At 57.9% G+C, this 20,384-nt stretch carries 19 protein-coding genes; 13 read left to right on the top strand and 6 right to left on the bottom strand.

Features of this window, described 5'->3' with window-relative positions; translation table 11 throughout:
• The first annotated feature begins 206 nt into the window (after positions 1 to 206).
• The 6 genes from gatC (at position 207) to N7220_RS06695 (ending at position 5,149) form a co-directional block, all read left to right on the top strand.
• Entirely contained in the window at positions 207 to 494 is a 288-nt protein-coding gene (gatC, locus tag N7220_RS06720; protein ID WP_283150692.1) for an Asp-tRNA(Asn)/Glu-tRNA(Gln) amidotransferase subunit GatC, read from the top strand.
• A complete protein-coding gene (gene lpcA / locus N7220_RS06715) occupies positions 491 to 1,084 on the top strand; it encodes a D-sedoheptulose 7-phosphate isomerase (RefSeq protein ID WP_283150691.1) in 594 nt (197 codons plus the stop codon). Before gatC ends, lpcA begins: the two co-directional genes overlap by 4 nt.
• A 17-nt stretch (positions 1,085 to 1,101) precedes the next feature.
• The gene (gatA, locus tag N7220_RS06710; RefSeq protein WP_283150690.1) at positions 1,102 to 2,553 is read left to right on the top strand and encodes an Asp-tRNA(Asn)/Glu-tRNA(Gln) amidotransferase subunit GatA; all 1,452 of its coding nucleotides are present in this window, start codon (positions 1,102 to 1,104) and stop codon (positions 2,551 to 2,553) included.
• The gene (locus N7220_RS06705; protein WP_283150689.1) at positions 2,554 to 3,300 is read left to right on the top strand and encodes a GNAT family N-acetyltransferase; all 747 of its coding nucleotides are present in this window, start codon (positions 2,554 to 2,556) and stop codon (positions 3,298 to 3,300) included.
• Between the two features lie 16 nt (positions 3,301 to 3,316).
• Positions 3,317 to 4,744 carry an Asp-tRNA(Asn)/Glu-tRNA(Gln) amidotransferase subunit GatB gene (gene gatB / locus N7220_RS06700; RefSeq protein ID WP_283150688.1) on the top strand — a complete coding sequence of 476 codons (1,428 nt, stop codon included), beginning with the start codon at positions 3,317 to 3,319 and terminating at the stop codon, positions 4,742 to 4,744.
• Between the two features lie 117 nt (positions 4,745 to 4,861).
• On the top strand, positions 4,862 to 5,149 hold the full coding sequence (locus tag N7220_RS06695; protein WP_283150687.1) for a DUF3861 domain-containing protein: 288 nt from the start codon (positions 4,862 to 4,864) through the stop codon (positions 5,147 to 5,149).
• Positions 5,150 to 5,236: 87 nt separating this feature from the next.
• Here N7220_RS06695 and N7220_RS06690 read toward each other — a convergent pair whose 3' ends face one another.
• The 4 genes from N7220_RS06690 to N7220_RS06675 all read right to left on the bottom strand — a co-directional run bounded on the left by N7220_RS06690 (position 5,237) and on the right by N7220_RS06675 (position 8,722).
• A complete protein-coding gene (locus tag N7220_RS06690) occupies positions 5,237 to 6,517 on the bottom strand; it encodes a dihydroorotase (protein ID WP_283150686.1) in 1,281 nt (426 codons plus the stop codon).
• 32 nt (positions 6,518 to 6,549) lie between these two features.
• Positions 6,550 to 7,512, bottom strand: a complete 963-nt coding sequence (locus N7220_RS06685) for an aspartate carbamoyltransferase catalytic subunit (protein WP_283150685.1) — start codon at positions 7,510 to 7,512, stop codon at positions 6,550 to 6,552.
• 99 nt (positions 7,513 to 7,611) lie between these two features.
• Entirely contained in the window at positions 7,612 to 8,085 is a 474-nt protein-coding gene (gene ruvX / locus N7220_RS06680; protein ID WP_283150684.1) for a Holliday junction resolvase RuvX, read from the bottom strand.
• A gap of 85 nt (positions 8,086 to 8,170) precedes the next feature.
• Complete coding sequence (locus N7220_RS06675; protein ID WP_313790888.1) at positions 8,171 to 8,722, bottom strand: YqgE/AlgH family protein; 552 nt, start codon at positions 8,720 to 8,722, stop codon at positions 8,171 to 8,173.
• Between the two features lie 135 nt (positions 8,723 to 8,857).
• On the opposite strand from N7220_RS06675, the gene N7220_RS06670 reads away from it, so the two are divergent.
• The 3 genes from N7220_RS06670 (at position 8,858) to argS (ending at position 14,821) form a co-directional block, all read left to right on the top strand.
• The gene (locus tag N7220_RS06670; RefSeq protein WP_283150682.1) at positions 8,858 to 10,255 is read left to right on the top strand and encodes a cryptochrome/photolyase family protein; all 1,398 of its coding nucleotides are present in this window, start codon (positions 8,858 to 8,860) and stop codon (positions 10,253 to 10,255) included.
• A 252-nt stretch (positions 10,256 to 10,507) separates the two neighbouring features.
• Positions 10,508 to 13,000, top strand: coding sequence for a sensor histidine kinase (locus tag N7220_RS06665; protein WP_283150681.1), 2,493 nt, complete (start codon positions 10,508 to 10,510; stop codon positions 12,998 to 13,000).
• 102 nt (positions 13,001 to 13,102) lie between these two features.
• Entirely contained in the window at positions 13,103 to 14,821 is a 1,719-nt protein-coding gene (gene argS, locus N7220_RS06660) for an arginine--tRNA ligase (RefSeq protein ID WP_283150680.1), read from the top strand.
• Between the two features lie 230 nt (positions 14,822 to 15,051).
• On the opposite strand, the gene N7220_RS06655 is transcribed toward argS, so the two are convergent.
• Positions 15,052 to 15,789, bottom strand: a complete 738-nt coding sequence (locus N7220_RS06655; RefSeq protein WP_283150679.1) for an LOG family protein — start codon at positions 15,787 to 15,789, stop codon at positions 15,052 to 15,054.
• Between the two features lie 259 nt (positions 15,790 to 16,048).
• Between N7220_RS06655 and N7220_RS06650 the strand changes: the two genes are divergently transcribed.
• Together N7220_RS06650 and N7220_RS06645 are read left to right on the top strand one after the other, a co-directional pair.
• On the top strand, positions 16,049 to 16,690 hold the full coding sequence (locus N7220_RS06650; protein WP_283150678.1) for a hypothetical protein: 642 nt from the start codon (positions 16,049 to 16,051) through the stop codon (positions 16,688 to 16,690).
• Between the two features lie 175 nt (positions 16,691 to 16,865).
• The gene (locus tag N7220_RS06645; RefSeq protein WP_283150677.1) at positions 16,866 to 17,348 is read left to right on the top strand and encodes a transcriptional repressor; all 483 of its coding nucleotides are present in this window, start codon (positions 16,866 to 16,868) and stop codon (positions 17,346 to 17,348) included.
• Positions 17,349 to 17,360: 12 nt separating this feature from the next.
• Here N7220_RS06645 and N7220_RS06640 read toward each other — a convergent pair whose 3' ends face one another.
• On the bottom strand, positions 17,361 to 17,693 hold the full coding sequence (locus N7220_RS06640; protein WP_283150676.1) for a YnfA family protein: 333 nt from the start codon (positions 17,691 to 17,693) through the stop codon (positions 17,361 to 17,363).
• 310 nt (positions 17,694 to 18,003) lie between these two features.
• Between N7220_RS06640 and galT the strand changes: the two genes are divergently transcribed.
• Together galT and galK are read left to right on the top strand one after the other, a co-directional pair.
• Positions 18,004 to 19,053, top strand: a complete 1,050-nt coding sequence (gene galT / locus N7220_RS06635) for a galactose-1-phosphate uridylyltransferase (protein ID WP_283150675.1) — start codon at positions 18,004 to 18,006, stop codon at positions 19,051 to 19,053.
• On the top strand, positions 19,053 to 20,204 hold the full coding sequence (gene galK / locus N7220_RS06630) for a galactokinase (protein WP_283150674.1): 1,152 nt from the start codon (positions 19,053 to 19,055) through the stop codon (positions 20,202 to 20,204). Before galT ends, galK begins: the two co-directional genes overlap by 1 nt.
• Positions 20,205 to 20,384 lie beyond the last annotated feature (180 nt).

The following is a 20,384-nucleotide window of genomic DNA, read 5'->3' as shown; positions in this document are numbered from 1 at the left end:
CAGGCAGCCGCGAATTTTGTTATGCGAATCCGGCACTTGTCACCGGCAAAAGTTCCGGCTTGGGGTATGCGGAAAAGCAAGATGTATAAGGCTCACTGGCTTGTTCTATGCCACTGTCAAGTGGCGTCTTCTTGTAGCCTGCGCGCTTCGGTGAATCAAGGCCGGTATGATACCCTATTGCGTTGATGTTAATGAAGGCTAATACCATGTCCCTTTCGCTAGACGACGTAAGGCGCATCGCGCGGCTGGCGCGCGTGGCCGTGACCGACGACGAGGCGGTGGCTACGCAGACGCAGCTTAACCGTATCCTCGGACTAATCGAAGAGATGCGCGCCATAGATACCAGCGGCATTGAGCCCATGGCTCATGCCCAGGATGTGCATTTGCGCCTGCGTGAAGATGTGGCGACCGCCGCTAACCGCCGCGAGGCCTTCCAGTCCATTGCTCCTGCCGTTGAAAACGGCTTGTATCTGGTGCCAAAGGTGCTCGAATGAGCGTCTCTCGGGTAGCGCAACATTTCAACGAAGCCGCCGAAGTCCTCGCCAAAGTCTGTGCTGACGAGGCCTTGCTGGCGTCTATCGATGCCGCGGGCGACTTGCTGGTGCAAACATTCAAGGCCGGTGGCAAGGCGATTTCTTGCGGCAATGGCGGCTCGCACTGCGACGCTATGCACTTTGCCGAAGAACTGTCTGGCCGCTATCGCGGTGATCGCCCGGCTTTGCCCGCGATGGCCGTGTCTGACCCTTCGCACATTACCTGCGTGGCCAACGATTACGGCTTTAACGAGATTTTTGCCCGCTACGTAGCGGCATTTGGTCAGAAAGGCGATCTGCTGGTTGGCATTACCACCAGCGGTAACTCGGCCAATATCATCCGCGCCGTAGACGAAGCGAAATCTCGCGGCATGAAAGTGCTGCTGTTGATGGGCAAGGATGGCGGGAAACTCAAAGGCGTGGCCGATGTAGAAATCATCGTGCCGCACTTTGGCTATGCAGACCGCATCCAGGAAATCCATATCAAAGTCATCCACACCCTGATCGACCTTGTTGAATGTGGCATGGGCTACGTTGACGAGAAAGCTTGATTAGATAGGTCCAGACCATGTTTGAAAAAAGTATCAAGCAACTGGCTGCCTCGCTGGCGGCCGGCGAATTTTCTGCCGTTGAATTGGCAGGTGAATACCTCAAGCGCGCCAAGGCCTATAACGGCGAGCTCAATGCCTTCATCACGCTCGATGAAGACAAAACCCTGGCACAGGCCAAAGCGGCTGATGCCACGCGCGCTGCCGGTAATGCCGGTTTGCTGACCGGTATTCCGCTGGCACACAAAGATATCTTCTGTCAGGAAGGCTGGCTGACCACTTGCGGCTCGAAAATGCTGGAGGACTTTGTGTCTCCGTATTCCGCCCACGTGGTCGAACTGTGTGAGAAAGCCGGTCTGGTGACGCTGGGCCGCACCAATATGGATGAGTTCGCCATGGGCTCTTCCAACGAGAACAGCTTTTTTGGCGCGGTGAAAAATCCGTGGGACAAACTGGCCGTGCCCGGTGGCTCGTCCGGTGGCTCGGCTGCTGCGGTTGCCGCACGGCTGGCGCCGATTGCTACCGCGACCGATACCGGCGGCTCTATTCGCCAACCGGCGGCGTTCTGCGGCGTAACCGGTATCAAGCCGACTTACGGTGTGGTTAGTCGCTTCGGCATGGTGGCGTTTGCCTCCTCGCTGGATCAAGGCGGCCCTATCGGCAAATCGGCAGAGGACTGCGCGCTGCTGCTGAACGTGATGTCCGGCTTTGACGAGCGCGACGCCACCAGCCTGGATCGCCCGAAAGAAGACTACGCTCGCGAACTGAACCAGCCATTGGCCGGTTTGAAGATTGGCCTGCCCAAAGAATACTTTGCCGAAGGGCTGGCTGCAGATGTCGCCGGTGCTATTGACGCCGCCATTGCCGAATACAAAAAGCTGGGCGCAACCATCGTCGAGATTTCGCTGCCGAACACGCGCATGGCGATCCCGGCGTATTACGTGATCGCCCCGGCTGAGGCATCGAGCAACCTGAGTCGCTTTGACGGCGTGCGTTACGGTCACCGTGCGGCGCAGTATGACGGCCTGACCGAAATGTACGAAAAGAGCCGTGCCGAAGGTTTTGGCTGGGAAGTCAAACGCCGGATTCTGACTGGCGCTTATGTGCTCAGCCACGGTTATTACGATGCTTACTACCTGCAAGCGCAGAAAATTCGCCGCTTGCTGGCGGACGACTTCCAGCGTGGCCTGACGCAATGCGATGTGATCGCCGCGCCAGTCGCACCAACTGCAGCGTGGAATCTGGGTGAAAAGTCGGATGATCCCGTCGCCATGTATCTGGCCGATATCTACACATTGGGCGTGAACCTGGCGGGTTTGCCCGGCATTAGCCACCCGGTGGGGTTTGCGGCCAATGGTCGCCCGATTGGCATGCAGCTGATTGGCAACTATTTTGCTGAAGCCAAACTGTTGAATGCCGCGCATCAGTATCAACAAGTCACCGACTGGCACACCAAGGCTCCGGCGCTGTAAATGACAACGCAGATCGCCTTGCTTGAAGGCATTACGCAAAGCGCCTGGCCCGCCATTTCGACCGAACTGTTCGATGGCTGGCTGCTACGTTTTGCTGATGGTTATACCAAGCGGGCGAATTCGGTGACGCCGTTATATGAAGGCGTGCTGGCTGAGCCGGAAAAGCTGGCGTATTGCGAGCAACGGTTTGCGGCTGCGGGCTTGCCCAGCATCTTCAAGCTGACCGCGCAAAACGCCGTACTGGATGCCACGCTGGCTAAACGCGGCTACGAGCAGATTGATATTTCCAGCGTGCAAATCGCTGATCTGCGCGAAGTAGATTGCCGCGTCGATCAGGCGGTAACACTGTGGCGTCAGCCAGAAGTGGTGTGGATGGATGCATTTACCCGCATCAACGGTTTGACCGCCGCGCAGCGGGCGATTGCCGAACGGATGCTGGCGCTGTACGCCGCACCGACCACCTTTGCAGCACTGGTCGAAAACGGTCAGATCGTGGCTTGCGGGTTTGCCGTGCGCCAGCATGGTTACATGTTGATGTTTGATATCTGCACCGACCCGGCGCAGCGCGGCCAAGGTTATGGCCGCCGTCTGGTGGCTTCATTACTGGCTTGGGGCATCGAAACCGGCGCCACGCATGGCTTGTTGCAGGTGGTTGCTGCCAACGCCGCTGCCGTGAAGCTGTACGCAGGTTTTGGCTATGTCGAGCAATATCGTTACTGGTACCGCCAACGCGCGGCCAGAGCTTAAACAAGAGAGACTGACCATGAAATGGGAAGTAGTAATCGGGCTGGAAATCCATACCCAGCTCACCACGAAATCCAAGATTTTCTCGCCCGCCAGCACCGCATTTGGCGCGGCGCCGAACACCCAGACGGCAGTGGTCGATATCGCCTTGCCCGGTGCCTTGCCGGTGATGAACAAGGCAGTGGTCGAGAAAGCCATCCAGTTTGGCCTGGCCATTGGCGCCAAGGTCAACCGCCGCTCGGTGTTTGCCCGCAAAAACTACTTTTATCCTGATCTGCCCAAGGGCTACCAGATCAGCCAGTTTGAACTGCCGGTGGTTGAAGGCGGCCAGATCACCATTAACGTGGATGGCGTCGACAAGGTCATTAATCTGACGCGTGCCCACCTGGAAGAAGACGCCGGGAAGTCGGTGCATGAAGACTTCCAAGGCCAGAGCGGTATCGATTTGAATCGTGCTGGTACGCCGTTGCTGGAAATCGTCTCCGAGCCGGAAATGCGCTCCGCCGCTGAAGCCGTGGCGTATGCCAAAGCGCTGTACAGCCTGGTGACGTGGATCGGCATTTGCGACGGCAATATGCAGGAAGGCAGTTTTCGTTGTGACGTGAACGTGTCCGTGCGTCCGGAAGGCCAGAAAGAATTTGGCACTCGCCGCGAGATCAAGAACCTGAACAGCTTCAAGTTCATTGAGCAAGCCGTGAAAGCCGAAGTGCAATGGCAGATTGAAACCATTGAAGATGGCGGCAAAATCCAGCAAGCCACCGTGCTGTTCGACCCGGACACCGGCGAAACCCGCATGATGCGTAGCAAGGAAGACGCGCACGATTACCGTTACTTCCCCGATCCGGATCTGCCGCCGTTGGTGATTTCGGAAGAGTGGATCGAACGCGTGCGTAGCGAATTGCCAGAACTGCCGGAAGCCATGCAGGCACGCTTCTCGCAGCAGTACGGCATTTCCGCCTATGACGCCGGCACGCTCACCGCTAGCAAAGACCTGGCCGCATTCTTTGAAGCGACCGTTGCTGCCGGTGCCGATGCCAAGCTGGCGGCCAACTGGCTGATGGGTGATATCTCCGCCACGCTGAACCGCGAAGAGAAAGACATCAGCCAGTCACCGGTGAACCCGCAAGCGCTGGCGGCGTTGATCAAGCGCGTTTCGGATAGCACCATCAACAACAAAACCGCCAAAGACGTGCTCAAGAAGATGTGGGAAACCGGTGATGCCGCCGACACCATCATCGAGCGCGATGGTCTGAAGCAGGAAACCGACACCGGCGCGCTGGAAGCGATTGTCGATGAAGTCATCGCCAACAACGCCAAGTCGGTGGAAGAGTTCAAGTCCGGCAAAGAGAAAGCCCTGAACGCGCTGGTTGGCCAATGCATGAAGGCCAGCAAGGGCAAGGGTAATCCGGGCGTATTGACTGAATTGCTGAAGAAAAAACTGGCTTGAGGTTATTGGTCAGGTGGAAATAAAAAAACGCAGGCTTGCCTGCGTTTTTCTTTTGGTGGACTTGATTATTTGAGAGTTGTTCTCATTTGAATGAGATAACTTCCCAGGAATCCAGCCATGCGCTCGCATCAATATCGCGTCACCCTCGAACATATTGCACCATCCAAACCGGGTGAGCCGGTGCATGAAACGCCGCTATCGTTCGCGGCCACCAATCATGATGACTTGTTTGCCATTATCGAGCGGATTCAGGGCAAGCAGGCCTTTGACGCAGATACCTCGGCCTCATTGGCGCTGGGTTTAAAGCTGCTGGGTGAAGTGATGTTGCTGAACCGCGATCATCCTTTGTTTGAAGACATCAAAGGCCCGTATCGCGATTTCATCGGCAAAATCAAAGCTCTGTAGCCAGCGCGCACAGTCTTTTGAAACAAAAAGCCCGGATGATTTTTCCGGGCTTTTTGTTGACGGGCTTATCGTAACGAGCCGTTTGTTTCAGGCGTGAGCGGAATAAACCAGCTTGCCCTTCACCAGGGTGTACATCACCTTCCCACGCATTTCATAACCGGTGAACGGCGTGTTCTTGCCCTGGCTTTTGAGGACGTCTGACGTGACGCGCCATGTCGCTTGCGGGTCGACCAGTGCCAGATCGGCGCGGCAGCCTGCGGTGAGTCCGGCGGTAAAGCCGAGCATGCTGGCCGGAGCGCTGGTGATTTTGGTCAGTGCCATGGTTAGTGGTACGTGTGCTTTTTCAGCCCAAGCCAGGGTCAATGGCAGCAGCAATTCCAGCCCGGTCGCGCCGGGTTCGGCTTCGGCAAAGGGTAGCAGTTTGGCATCTTCGTCGACCGGGCTGTGATCGGAGCAGATTACGTCAATGGTGCCATCGAACAAACCGGTCTGGATCGCTTCACGGTCGCGGATGCTGCGTAGCGGCGGGTTGAAGCGGTAGTTGCTGTCAAAGTAGCCAATATCGATATCGGCCAGATGCACGTGGTTGATCGATACATCGCAAGTCAGCGGCAGACCTTCACGCTTGGCGGCGCGCACCATGGCCAGACCGGCGGCGCTGGAAACGCGGCAGAGATGCACCTTGGCACCGGTCGCGCGCATCAGTTCCAGAATGGTGGCAATGGCGACTGTCTCGGCGATGACCGGAATGCCGGTCAACCCAAGGCGCGAGGCATATTCGCCATCATGCGCCACGCCATTACCCGCCAGCGTGGCATCTTGCGCCCGCAAGCGCAGGCCGATATTGAAGGTGGCGGCGTATTGCATGGCGCGGTACAGCACTTGCAAGTCGCCAATCGGATGATCGCCTTGCGAGAACGCCACGCAACCGGCGTCACGCAGCTCGGCCATTTCGGTCAGGTCTTTTCCCGCCAGGGCGCGGGTGAGGGCGCCTACAGGGTACAAACGGGCCAGATCAAGATGGCGCGCGCGTTGGCGCAGCATGGTCACCAGGCCAGGCTCGTCCAGTGGCGGATCGGTATCGGGCGGGCAGACGATGCTGGTCACGCCGCCCGCGACGGCGGCAGCCATTTCCGATGCCAGCGTGGCGCGGTATTCAAAGCCCGGTTCACGCAAGCGAGCGGCCAGATCAACCAGGCCGGGCATCACCATCAGGCCAGTGGCATCGATGGTTTCGTCCGCAGTAAAGCCCGCCGGGGCGGCGCCAACCGCGATGATGCTGCCGTCAGCCAGGAACAGATCAGCGATTTTGTCGGTGCCGTGTGCAGGGTCTACCAGGCGGCCATTACGGATTGCGATTTTTTTCATTGTTTTTCCTTAGCTTTATCCGGTGTTGCGGCTCAAACGCGACGGGCCTGGTTTTCGGCGACCAAAGCCATCACTGCCATACGCACGGCGATGCCAAAAGTCACTTGCGGCAGAATCACCGCTTGCGCGCCGTCGGCTACGGCGGAGTCAATCTCCACACCGCGGTTCATCGGGCCTGGATGCATCACGATGGCGTCGGGTTTGGCCAGCGCTAGCTTTTCTGGAGTCAGCCCGTAATATTTGAAGAATTCCTGGGTCGACGGCAGAAACGCGCCGCTCATGCGTTCGTTCTGCAAGCGCAGCATGGCGACCACATCCACGTCTTTCAGGCCTTCGGCCATATCGTGATAAACATGCACGCCCAGATGTTCCACACCAATGGGCAGCAAGGTTTTGGGGGCGATGACGCGGATTTCCGGGCAACCCAGCGTGCTGAGCGCATGAATCTGCGAGCGGGCCACGCGTGAATGCAGCACATCGCCGACAATGGCCACGCGCAGGCCGGTGAAGTCGCCTTTGAAATGACGGATGGTGTACATGTCCAGCAGCGCTTGCGTGGGATGCGCGTGGCGGCCGTCACCAGCGTTGACGATGGCAATGCCCGGCTTCACGTGCTGCGAGATCAAATGTGCAGCGCCCGACTGCGCATGGCGCACCACGAACATATCCGCACCCATTGCTTCCAGATTGTGGATGGTATCGAGCAGCGTTTCACCCTTGGTGGTGGACGAGGCGTTCACGTTCAGGTTGATCACATCCGCCGACAAGCGCTTGGCGGCGATCTCGAATGTGGTGCGGGTACGGGTGGAGTTCTCGAAGAACAGATTGAACACCGACTTGCCCGCCAGCGCCGGAAACTTCTTGTTGCCGCTTTCCATTTCGGCCACGTAGGTCGCAGCGCGATCCAGAATTTGCGTCAGGATGGCGCGCGGCAATCCTTCAGTGGTGAGCAAGTGGATCAGCTCTTTGTTGGCGTTCAGTTGCGGGTTGAGCATGCGCGAGATTGTCCTGAGAAAACGTAAGCGGAGTGCTGGCTGGCGGCAAGTCAGCCGGGAATGGCGATTATGATAATTGCTGGACGATCGAAATGCTGATTATTCAGTGTCGGGCGCGGCGTCCGGGCTGGCCGCGCGGGCCGGATCAGCGGGCGGTTCGATGAGGGCCCCATCAAACCAGCCTTGCAGAATCTGCATGGCCGCCACCTGATCCAGCGCCGGTTTCTGTTTGCGCCCGCGTACACCGGTTTCATTGAGCGCATCGGATGCCGCCGCAGAACTGAGGCGCTCATCCACATACACCACCGGTAACTGAAAGCGACCATGCAAACGCTGGCCGAATTTGCGCGCCAGCTGGCTCATCTTGTGCGGTGTGCCATCCATGGATAGCGGCATGCCCACGACCAGGGTATCGGGCTGCCATTCCTTGATCAGCGCGGCGATGCGGGCAAAGCGGGTGTCGTTGTCGATGGCGGCAATGGTGCAAACCGGGTGCGGGATGCCCAGTTCGGTCGAGCCAATGGCTACGCCAATCCGCGCTTCGCCAAAATCAAAGGCCAGGGCGCTACTCATCACAGAACTCCACGGGCAGCAGGTAGATACAAAGACCCCCCTGTGCAAAGGGGGGCAGGGTAAAACTCAGCAGGTAACGGGAACATCAGGCGTGGCCAGCTTCTTTACTGAGCATGGCGATATCAATGCCCATCAGCGCCAGTGCGGCTTCGTAGCGTTCTTCCGCCGGCAAATCGAAAATGATTTTTGGATCAGCCTGTACCGAAATCCACGCATTCTGGCCGATTTCGTTTTCCAGCTGGCCAGCTTCCCAGCCAGCGTAGCCGAGAGTGACAAACAATTGTTCCGGGCCAGCGCCTTCGCCCACCGCCAGCAGAATGTCTTTGGAGGTGGTCAGGCCGATTTCGTCAGACACCGTCAAAGTGGACTGCCATTCGCCCAACGGCTGGTGCAGCACAAAGCCGCGATCGGTCTGCACCGGGCCGCCAAAATATACCGGCAGTTCAATGACATCCGGACGATGCAGCTCAACGTCGATTTGTTCAAACAAGGCGGATAAAGGCATACCCAGGGGCCGGTTGACGATCACGCCCATTGCGCCACGGTCGTTGTGGTCGCAAATGTAGGCGAGAGTGCGTTCAAAAACCGGATCAACCAGATTAGGCATGGCAATCAGGAAGTGGCGCGAAAGGTTCATGTTCATGTTTCCGATTATCGCATAAAGCAGCTTCGTAACGGTGCGCCGGGGCGCGCCATGCAGTTTTTCATGACAACGTACTGAAAGCGCCTTGCCTCTCGTAGAATAGCCCGCATTCGTCCTGGAAAAGTATCAATGGTTCAACGTGCCTTGCTGTGGTTCAGGCGTGATTTGCGTTTGTTCGATCACGCGGCGCTGTATCACGCCCTGAAAGAAAACCAGCAGGTCGTGCCGGTCTTTGTGTTCGACCGCGCCATTCTGGATACGTTGCCCGTCAATGATCGGCGCGTGGCCTTTATTCATGCCAGCTTGCGTGAATTGCAGGCCGCGCTGCGGGAAGTCGGGAGCGATCTGGTGGTGCGCCATGCCAACGCCGCGCACGCCATCGTGCAACTGGCGCGTGAATTCAAAGTGCAGGCGGTTTACACCAATCATGATTACGAACCGGCCGCGATCTGCCGTGATGAGGCGGTGGGCCGCGCTTTAAATGAAACTGGTGTCAAATTGCGTACATTCAAGGATCAGGTGATCTTTGAACAGCAGGAAATCCTGACCCAGAGCGGGGGCATGTTTAGCGTATTCACCCCGTACAAACGTGCCTGGCTAGCGCGGCTTGATGACTTTTTCCTCAAGCCTTATCCGGTGCGGCGATACCTGCACAATCTGGCGCCATTGTCGCGCCAGGCTTTGCCCGAGCTTGCCACGCTGGGCTTTGATGACAATGCGCTGGATGATTTACCGGTCCAGCCCGGCATGAGTGGTGGTGAAGCATTGTTTGAGGACTTCAAACAGCGGATCAACCGTTATCATGAAACGCGCGATTTCCCGGGCGTCAAAGGGCCATCGTATCTGTCTACGCATCTGCGCTTTGGTACGGTATCGGTGCGCGAACTGGCGGCCTATGCCCACGCGGTGGGCGCAGAGGGCGCGCAAACCTGGTTGTCGGAGCTGATCTGGCGCGAGTTTTATCAGCAAATTCTCTGGCATCGCCCGGATGTGGTTGAGCACAGTTTCAAGGCCGAATACGACCATCTGCCGTTCCCCAATAACCTGGACTGGTTTGCCGCGTGGTGCGACGGGCGCACCGGTTACCCGCTGGTGGATGCGGCCATGCGCCAATTGAATCGCACCGGCTACATGCATAACCGGCTGCGCATGATTGTCGCGAGTTTTCTGGTCAAAGATTTGCTGGTGGACTGGCGTAAGGGCGAGCGATATTTCTCGGAAAAACTGCTTGATTACGATTTGGCGGCCAATAATGGTGGTTGGCAGTGGGCGGCCAGTACCGGATGCGATGCCCAACCGTATTTCCGGATATTCAACCCGGTCACGCAATCGGAAAGATTCGACCCGCAGGGGCGGTTTATCCGGAAGTACTGCCCAGAGCTGGCCGCGCTGAGTGACAAGGATATCCATGCGCCATGGCTGGCGCGCAGCTTGAATGGTTTGCGGCTGGGGATCGATTATCCGCAGCCCGTGGTTGACCATGCCCTGCAACGGTCACAGGCGCTGGCGCTGTTCAAGCGAGACTAAATGCTGGCGACTTTAAACGGAACACAGGCGGGGGCTGTTCCGGTGAAAACAGCGATAAAAGAAGTAGGAGCGGCAAGGTAGCTCGGGCCAGGGTTGAGCCAGATATCCCCTCGACCGCAGGTATCTCATTGTGTCTGTTGCGTATTAGCGGTTGCTTTTGCAGCGCGTACAGACGATTTTAATAATAACAACCTGGTTTACAAACAAAACAAAAATGTTGATCCACCTAACCCCTCATTTAGGCAGGACATAATGCCGCTGCAGCCGGTGCGCACAACGCTCACCCGTCGCGCCCTCATTCGCATGGGCCTGCGTATTGCTGCGGTCATTTTGTTGATTACGCTGGCGGCGTATTGGCATTTTTATGCCAGCCTGGAAGACAGCTTGCGGGATGGTTTGCGCAACTACGTGCAAGCGCGTGCCGATGGCGAAAGCGAACAGTTTTTGCTGGCGGAAACGCAAACAAAAATGATCGCCAACGAGTATCTGCGACGGTTGGCGCTGGCAGAAAATACCGACCCGCGAGCCCAGTTCAACGCCCTGTTTGCGGCGGGTAAAGATGGCGTGGTGCGGGTGCGGCCCGAAGTCAGTGACTACCAGCACAAAGCCACGCTGTTTATCCGCAACGATGTCCCCCTCACGCCAGAGTTCCAGCGCCGCGTTGTAACCGCGTGGCAGTTGTTGACCGAATGGGGGCCGCTGACCACCAATCGTTTTCTCGACAGCTTTATCAATATGCCAGAACAGATGTCGCTCAATTACGCGCCATTTGTGGACTGGAGCCAGTCGACCTCGCCCGCCACCAATATCTATGAATACGAAACCGTGTGGCGATCCACCGCACAGAGTAATCCTTCGCGCCGCCCGTTCTGGACCACCGTCTATTTCGATGATGGCGCGCACAAATGGATGATCTCCCACGTCACTCCTGCTGATTACAAAGGGCGCTGGGTGGGTACGGCGGGCCAGGATATCGTGATTGATGATCTGGTTCATCGCACCGCGAATGACCACCTCGCCGGCACCTACAACGTGATCGTGCGCAGTGACGGGCAACTGATTGCCCATCCGCGCCTTGGCAAAGAAATCCAGCTGGCGGGCGGCAAGCTGGATGTATCGCATCTGCATGATCCGGAACTGCAAAGCATTGTGCGCACCGCGCTGTCTGTGACCGCGAACGCCCAGGTGGTAGAAACCTCCGATGGCAAGTTCCAGCTTGGTGTAGGGCGCATCCATGGCCCGGACTGGCGGCTGATCGTGGTTTATCCGTCATCCCGTTTATCCAGTATTGCCGGCGCCAATGCGCGGTATGTGCTGATTCTGGGCGCTTTGTCGTTGCTGGTGGAACTGCTGATTTTGTGGAGCGTGCTACGCAAGCTGGTGGCCGAGCCGCTGTCTGAACTGGCGGTGGCTGAGGCGCGGGTGGCTGATGGCAACTACGATATTTCGCTGCCAAGCACTCAGCGCAATGATGAATTTGGCCGGGTGGCGCGTGGGTTTGAAATGATGGTGCGCCGCGTGGGCGAGCGTGACCGGCAACTGGTCCAGGCGGCCGGAGACCTGGCGCGTGAGGCCGAGACTGCCCGTATCACCGCCACGCGCCTGGCCGGGCTGTCGCAAATTCTGCCCGATCCGGTCTTTGTGGTGGATGCCAATAGCGTTGTGCAGGATGCCTTTGGCAACACCACGCGCTTGTTTGAAGGTGATCCGGTCGGGCACTCGATTTTTCATACCATGCCCAACAGCGTAATCGACGGTGGTCGCATGGCGCTGGAAATCGCGCTGCAATCGGGCCGGGCGCAGCGCATGGTATACGAGGCAGAACTGGTCGAAGGTGAGCGCTGGTTTGAGGCGCTGATCTTGCCGCTGCCGCAGCAGAACAACGCCCACGTGCTGTGGCTGGTGCGCGATATCACTGCGCTGAAACTCACCGAGGGCGAACTGCGTAACGCGCGCGACCACTTGCAAGACATCGTCGCCGCCCAGACCGCCGATCTACGCGGTGCGCGGGATCGGGCCAATGCGGCCAATCGGGCCAAAACCCAGTTTGTATCGAATATTTCGCATGAATTGCGCACGCCGATGCACGCCATTCTCAGCTTTGCCCGCATCGGTCAGGACAAGGCAGAAACGGCCAAACCCGAGAAACTGCGCCGTTATTTTGACAATATCATCCAGTCTGGTGAGCGTTTGTTGGGCATGGTGAACGACCTGCTCGACATTGCCAAACTGGAGTCGGGCAAGATGGATTACCACCTGTCGCAACATGCGTTGGGGCGGATTATCGAGGGCGTGATCACTGAACTTGAGCCACTGGCCAGCCGTAAACGGATCAGCCTGGTGCCACGCGTGCCGCCAGACGATCTGCTCGATTGCGATGCGTCACGCGTGGCGCAGGTGCTACGCAATCTGGTCTCCAATGCCATTCGCTTCAGTCCGGAAGATGGCGAAATCGCCGTGACGGTTTACGCCGAGGGTGATCTGCTGGTGACGCTGGTAGAGAACGACGGCCCGGCCATTGCCCAAGATGACCTGGAGCGCATCTTTGAGAAGTTTGTGCAGGGTAGCGGCCTGAACACGCCAGGCAGTTCTGGCTTGGGTCTGGCGATTTGTCGGGAAATCGTCGAAGCGCATGGCGGGGTGATTGTTGCCGCCAATCGTGAAGAGGGTGGCGCGCGCTTTCGCTTTACGCTGCCGCGCCAGCAACCGGCCCCGCCGGAAGGCGAACACCCGCTGGCAGGCTGACGACCTCACCGCCAGGCTGCCGTAGCCTGCATGGCGCGGCTGATGGCTTCATGTTTGCTACAATACGCGTTTTGCGATTCTATTTTTCCCGGATACCAGTAAATGACCTTGCTTCAGCTTATCGCGCAGCGTGCCAGTGCTGCGTTCGCCGCCATTGGCGTGCCGGACGCAAACCCGGCAGTGCAGCCGGCCTCCAAGCCGGAATTTGGCGACTATCAAATCAACGGCGTCATGGCCGTCGCCAAGGCACAAAAAGCGAACCCGCGAGAGCTGGCCACACGTGTGCTGGAGCATCTGGATCTGCGTGGCATTGCCAGCAAACTGGACATCGCCGGCCCTGGTTTTATCAACGTCACCCTGGCTGATGAATTCCTCGCCCAACGTGTGATCGCCGGGCAACAAGACCTGCGCCTGGGCGCTGGCGTTGCACACGCCGCAACCGTGGTGGTGGATTTGTCGTCCCCCAATCTGGCCAAAGAAATGCACGTCGGCCATTTGCGTTCGACCATCATTGGCGACGCGCTGGCGCGGGTGTTCGAGTTCATGGGCAACAAGGTTATCCGCCAGAATCACGTGGGTGACTGGGGCACGCAATTCGGCATGCTGACTGCATACCTGTTTGAACAGGAAACCAGCAAACCGGCTGAAATCGCACTGCATGATCTGGAAACCTTCTACCGCGAAGCCAAAACCCGCTTCGATGAAGACCCAGCCTTTGCGGATACCGCACGTGATTACGTGGTCCGCCTGCAAGCGGGCGACACGCGTGTGCTGGCGTTGTGGGAGCGCTTTCGCGAGATTTCACTGGCGCATTGCAATGCGGTTTACAAACAGCTGGGCGTAAAGCTGACCGACGACGACGTAATGGGCGAGTCGGCCTATAACGACGATCTGGCGCAAGTGGTGACTGACCTGCGTACCAAGGGTTTGCTGACCGAAAGCCAGGGTGCACAAGTGGTGTTCCTCGACGAATTCCGCAACAAGGAAGGCGAGCCCGCGGCGTATATCGTGCAAAAGAACGATGGTGGTTATCTGTACTCCACCACCGATCTGGCGGCCGCGCGTTATCGCGACCATGTGCTGCATGCGGACCGCGTGTTGTACGTGGTGGACGCTCGCCAGGGTCTGCATTTCCAGCAAGTGTTTACCGTGGCGCGCAAAGCCGGGTTCGTGCGCGACGATATCGTGCTGGAACACGTGCCGTTCGGCACAATGATGGGCAAGGACAACAAACCCTTCAAAACCCGCTCCGGCGGCACGGTCAAACTGGTTGAATTGCTGGAAGAAGCAGAAAGCCGCGCGTTTGACTTGGTGACCAGCAAGAACCCGGACCTGGCTGAAGCCACCCGCCGCCAGATCGCCCGCACAGTGGGGATTGGTGCCGTCAAATACGCCGATCTGGCCAAGCATCGCACCAGCGACTATGTGTTCGACTGGGAAAGCATGCTCAGCTTTGAAGGCAACACCGCGCCGTATCTGCAATATGCCTACACCCGGATCGCCAGTATCTTCCGCCAGGCTGGTACGGTAGATGCCAACGCCGAACTGCATCTGGCCGAACCCGCCGAACACGCGCTGGCGCTGGCTCTGGCGCAATTCCCGGAACTGCTGCAGCAAGTGGCTGCCGAAACCGCGCCACACTTCTTGTGCGCTTATCTCTATCAGCTGGCGACACGCTTCTCGCGTTTTTACGATGCGTGCCCGGTGCTCAAATCCGAAGGCGCCACTCGCGCCAGTCGTCTGCGCTTGTGCGCGGCTACGGCCAGAACCTTGTCGACCGGTTTGGGCTTGCTCGGGATTGATGTGCTGGAAGAGATGTAACTCTCAGCAAGCAGTCTTGGTGTGCGGATCACCCGCACGTAAAAAAACGGTCGCGAATTTGATTTCGCGGCCGTTTTTTTCTGGTGCTGCAGGCAATATTCGTAGCCCGGATGAAACGAAGTGAGAATCCGGGGCGCGGCATGGGGAAGGACCAACGCGGTGGCTCATTGAGACATCGCAACCCCGGATTCTCGCTCACGCCTCATCCGGGCTACGACTCTATTTGCGATTTATGGCCGCGCCGTCACCGGCTCCAGCGACTTGCCCACATCCAGCCACTTGGCGTGATGCTCACGAATCAACTGCACGGCGTCTTCAATGCTGTCCACCACCACCGGAATCTGCATATCACGCGGGCTGGCCAGGGCAGCGCCGTTGTCCACCATGTTCAACTGCGCCCAATCGACCAGACCGTGCCACATGTCGCCGATGAGAATTAGCGGGGTGTCATACAGTTTGCGCACTTGAAGTAGCTGCCAGATCATCGACAATTCCAGCAGCGTCCCCACGCCGCCTTCAGTCACGATGAAGGCGTTGGAACGGGCGACGAAGTGATGCAGGCGCGAGAAAAATGTCTTGTGCTCGTACACGCGGCCCACGAAGTCATTCACGTGTTGTTCGAAATCCAGATCAACGCGGATGCCAACGGAGGCTTCCGGATCATCGGGCTTGGCCTGGCGCGCGCCTTCGTTGGCCGCTTGCATCAGGCCAGGGCCGCCGCCGGTAACAATGCGACAACCCATTGCCGCCAGTTGCGATGCCAACTGTTTCACCGCTTCGTACGATGGCGTGTCTTCCTGAATGCGGGCCGAGCCAAAAATGGTGACGTGGTATTGATCAGTGTGAGCCGGGCGCAGGCGGGAGAGGTCATCCACGGTGTCCCACAGTTTGAGAACGGCATCGGAAACAATGCGCAGGGCTTCGACGTCATCCACCACGCCGACGGGTTTGTTGTTGGGATTGATCATGCTGTCCTGTTTTGATTGCTGCGGCTGCGCCGGTTGTTGATAGCAACGCCTGCCATTGATGTCCGGAGCGTGCTTCGATCCGGATCAAGATCGAACGGGCAGTCTAGCGATATCCCATTGTCTTTCAAAGGGCTTTCATTCACATTTGTGCCGAAACGGGCCACGGCCCTGTAAAAACACCAGCGCTGCGGTTTGCACAAAGTGCGCCGGGCCTGGCTAGAATGCGCAAAACCAGCTCACCCCATAACAAGGAAAAGTCATGACCGCCCGCCATCTGCCCCTTATTGCAATGCTTGCATTGTTGCCGTTGTCCCACGTCTGGGCCGCCGAGGGTGATCAGCATTTGAAGTGTGATATCGCCGTATCGGGCCAGTCCGCCCCGACCCGCTATATCACCTTGCACAAGGTTGATCTCGGTAGTTACTGGAGTTGGCAGGCGGACGACGATTGCGCCACTTTTTTGCTGGATGGCCCGCGTTCGGCGATGCAGGCCCCGACCATGTTTCCGAAGGTGCTGGGCGACAAGCCAGACTGGAAGAATGAGCAAGTGATTACCTTTACCGGCAAGAACGGCTACGACGCTGGTCCGGCACAAATGCGTTTTCATGCCATGCCGCAAGGGTTGGTGCCGCCAGGGCAGGACATGCGGTTTGATATCAAAGTACGCCAGGAACTGGCATCCAAACAGGGCAGCATCCAGTTTGTCGAGCAATCGAGCATCGCCTATACGCCTGCTACTGGTGAGATACAGCGGGCCAGCGGTCGGGTTAAAGATGCAACGCGCAACTGGAATATCTTCACTCTGGTCAACTGCAACCAAGCTGGCGCAAATTGCCCGGCCAGCGCCACTCCGGCACCGGCTGCTGCGGATGCAGACGTCAAAGTGATTCCATTGCAGTAAACCGCTGCGCGCAGTGGTGACCAAAGACGGCGCAACAGGCGCCGTTTTTTCTTGGCTGCATAGACCGGGAAACGCCATGACCGGAGTACGCCAGCGCAGTCGTGGGCCACTAGATGGGTTAGAATCAAGCCCATGCGGGCACTGCTTGTGCCTGCTGTCACCCCAATGCAGGCCTATGAATACACAAGAATTTCTCGATTACGCTGAAGATCGCTGCCGCGAGCATGGCACTCGCTTGACCACTATCCGGCGGCAAGTGCTGGAGCGCATTGCCGATCAACCCGGCTACAGCAAAGCCTACGATTTGCTCGAAGCGTTGCGCCCGGGCATTGCATCACTCACCCCGCCCACCATCTATCGCGCGCTGGAATTTCTGGAAACTGAAGGACTGGTGCACCGGCTGGAAGTGGTCAATGGCTACGTTGCCTGCCAGCAGCACGATCATGCGGCGCAGACGTTGTTTATCATCTGCCCGTGTTGCGGCAAGGTCGCCGAGGCGCGCGGCGACGATTGCGAGTTCTTCTTTACCCGCTTGTTGGGCGAAAACGGCTTTGGCGCGGTGCCTCAGCATCTGGAAGTCAAAGCGTTTTGCAATGAATGCCAGGCAACCGGCGCCACCTGCCAGCATGAGCACATGCACCCGCATCGGCACAATTGATCCGGTTGCGGTTTACGCCCCACGTGGCGCAAAGAAAATAATTGCCATCCCCAGCAGCGTAACTGCTGCACCAAGGCAATCCCAACGGTCCGGCCGCACACCTTCTACGGCCCACATCCAGCCAAGGGCAGCTGCCACATACACCCCGCCATAGGCAGCATAAGTCCTGCCCGCGCCCGCCGGATGCAAGGTCAGCAGCCATGCAAACAAGGCCAGGCTGAACGCGGCGGGGATCAATAACCATATCGGCGCATCTTTGCGCAGCCATAACCATGGCAGATAACAACCGACGATTTCCGCCAGGGCAGTCAGGGCAAACAGCAGGAATGTTTTCAGCGCGAACATGACGGCTCGGCCACGGCAATGAAGTAGCGGACATTCTTGAGTGAAAGACTCATCAGGTTTTGCCATGCATGAACAATCGCAGCAATCTATCACAAGCGGCCAGGTGTCATGCGGGTGTGCCAGTTTGAACGGACGTTTTGATATCCGCTGACGACAACTAATTTATTAGTAATAATATCTATGATTGAGCGTTAGGCGCTACAATGCCCATCCGCGCTGCTGTTTGCCGGTGCAAACAAAAATTCTGCGGCCCTTGCCAATCCATCCGGGAAACCGGTCGCAAGGGTTAATAAAAGCTTCAGGAGTACAGATGTTCAACCCCGTAGATCACCCGCATCGCCGCTATAACCCGCTGACCGGGCGTTGGGTTCTGGTGTCGCCGCATCGCGCCAAACGGCCGTGGCAGGGCGCGCTGGATGCGCCAGCCACTGAGGCTCGGCCTAAACATGATCCGACTTGTTTCTTGTGCCCTGGCAATGATCGGGTGACCGGCGAGCGCAATCCGGACTACCAAAACACCTGGGTGTTCGCCAACGACTTTGCCGCGCTGCTGGCAGACACTCCGGCGCCCCCGGCTAACCAGGACCCGCTGTTTCAGGCTGGTGCCGCACAAGGCCTCGCCCGCGTTATTTGCTTCTCGCCCGATCACAGCAAAACGCTGCCGGAGTTATCGCTCGAAGCGCTCGGGCACGTGGTGGACGTGTGGTGCGAACAGGTCAGCGAACTCTCGGCTGACTGGGAATGGGTGCAAGTTTTCGAGAACAAGGGTGCGGCAATGGGGTGTTCCAATCCGCATCCGCATGGCCAATTGTGGGCCAGCAACTTTGTGCCGACCGAAGTAGCGCTGGAAGATGAACACCAGGCCGCGTGGTTTGCCGAACACGGTTCGCCCATGCTGCTCGACTACGCCCGGCGCGAGCAGGCCGATGGCGGCCGCACGGTAGTAGAAACCGAACACTGGATCGCCGTGGTGCCGTATTGGGCATCCTGGCCATTTGAAACGCTGCTGTTGCCCAAAGCGCATGTGACGCATCTGGACAAACTGGACGAGGCGCAAAAGCTGGACTTGGCAGTGGTGATCAAAAAGCTGACCACGCGTTACGACAATCTGTTTAACACCTCGTTTCCGTATTCGATGGGCTGGCATGGTGCACCGTCACACGCTGCCAACGATGGCCAGCATTGGCAGTTGCACGCGCATTTCTATCCGCCGCTGCTGCGTTCGGCCTCGGTGCGCAAGTTTATGGTCGGCTATGAAATGATGGCCGAAACCCAGCGCGACATTACCCCAGAGCAAGCGGCTGAACGGCTGCAACAATTATCCGAAGTGCATTATTTGCAAAATACAAAGGGGTTGTGATGTCTGGCCCGGACTACCGCGTAAACGCAATGTTTATTGAAACCTTTGGCGTGCTGCCGCAGCACATTATTCAAGCGCCCGGCCGCGTCAATTTGATCGGCGAACATACCGATTACAACGATGGCTTTGTGTTGCCGTGCGCCATTAACCATTTCACAGCGATTGCCTGTTCGCCCCGCAAAGATCGCACCGTGCGTGTGGTGGCGGCCGATTATGCCAACCAGGCCGATATTTTCTCGCTGGACGAGTCGGTAGTGCCGCACCCCGACGCTTTGTGGGCCACTTATGTGCGTGGCGCGATCCTGTATCTGCAAAAGCAGGGGCTGGTGTTTGGCGGCATCGACATGGTGATCAGTGGCGATATCCCGCAAGGCGCCGGGCTGAGTTCGTCTGCTTCACTGATGGTGGCGGTGGGGCAGGCCATCAAAACGACCTATCAGCTTGAACTGACGCCCACGCAAAACGCGCTGAATGCGCAGAAGGCGGAAAACGAATTTGTCGGTTGCCACTGCGGGATTATGGACCAGCTGATTTCGGCCTCAGGCGAGGTGGGCCACGCCTTGCTGATTGATTGCCGGTCGCTGCAAACCCAATCGGTAGCGATGCCGGATGATTTATCGGTGCTGATTCTGAACTCCAATATTCAGCGCGGGCTGGTTGGTAGCGAATACAACCTGCGTCGGCAGCAGTGCGAAACTGCCGCAAAATTCTTTGGCGTAAAAGCGTTGCGCGATGTGACGTTGCCGCAACTGCTGGCCGCGCAGGCTCAGCTGGACCCGGTGGTGTTCCGCCGTGCGCGCCATATCGTCACCGAAAACCAGCGCACGCTGGATGCCGCCGCCGCGCTCAGCACTGGTGACGTGCCATTGCTTGCCAGGTTGATGGCTGAATCGCACGCCTCGATGCGGGACGATTTTGAAATTACCGTACCGCTGATTGATCAATTGGTAGACACGGTAAAAAGCGTGATCGGTGAGGCTGGTGGCGTGCGCATGACGGGAGGCGGCTTTGGCGGTTGCGTGGTCGCGCTGGTGCCGCATGCCTTGGTGGAACCAGTTCGCGTGGCTGTAGCTGCAAGCTATCGTAATGCCAACGGTTTGCCCGCGACAACCTACGTTTGCCAGGCCGCTGCCGGTGCCAGCGAACTGTAAATCCAATCTCAATGGAATCCACCACGTCGGTATCCGCAAGCATTTCTGATAACAAGATCGTCTATCTCCGCTGTGGCGCTGGCGCGGCTGGATTTTTCTGCTGACGAGATCGCGCGAATCGAGCAGATTCTGGCTCAACCGGAATAGCGCGGCAGCACCGGGGCGTAAGCCTGCTGCACC

It is taken from the genome of Silvimonas soli, from assembly GCF_030035605.1.
Classification (GTDB): Bacteria; Pseudomonadota; Gammaproteobacteria; order Burkholderiales; family Chitinibacteraceae; genus Silvimonas; species Silvimonas soli.
This window is presented reverse-complemented; position numbering and strand designations above follow the sequence as displayed.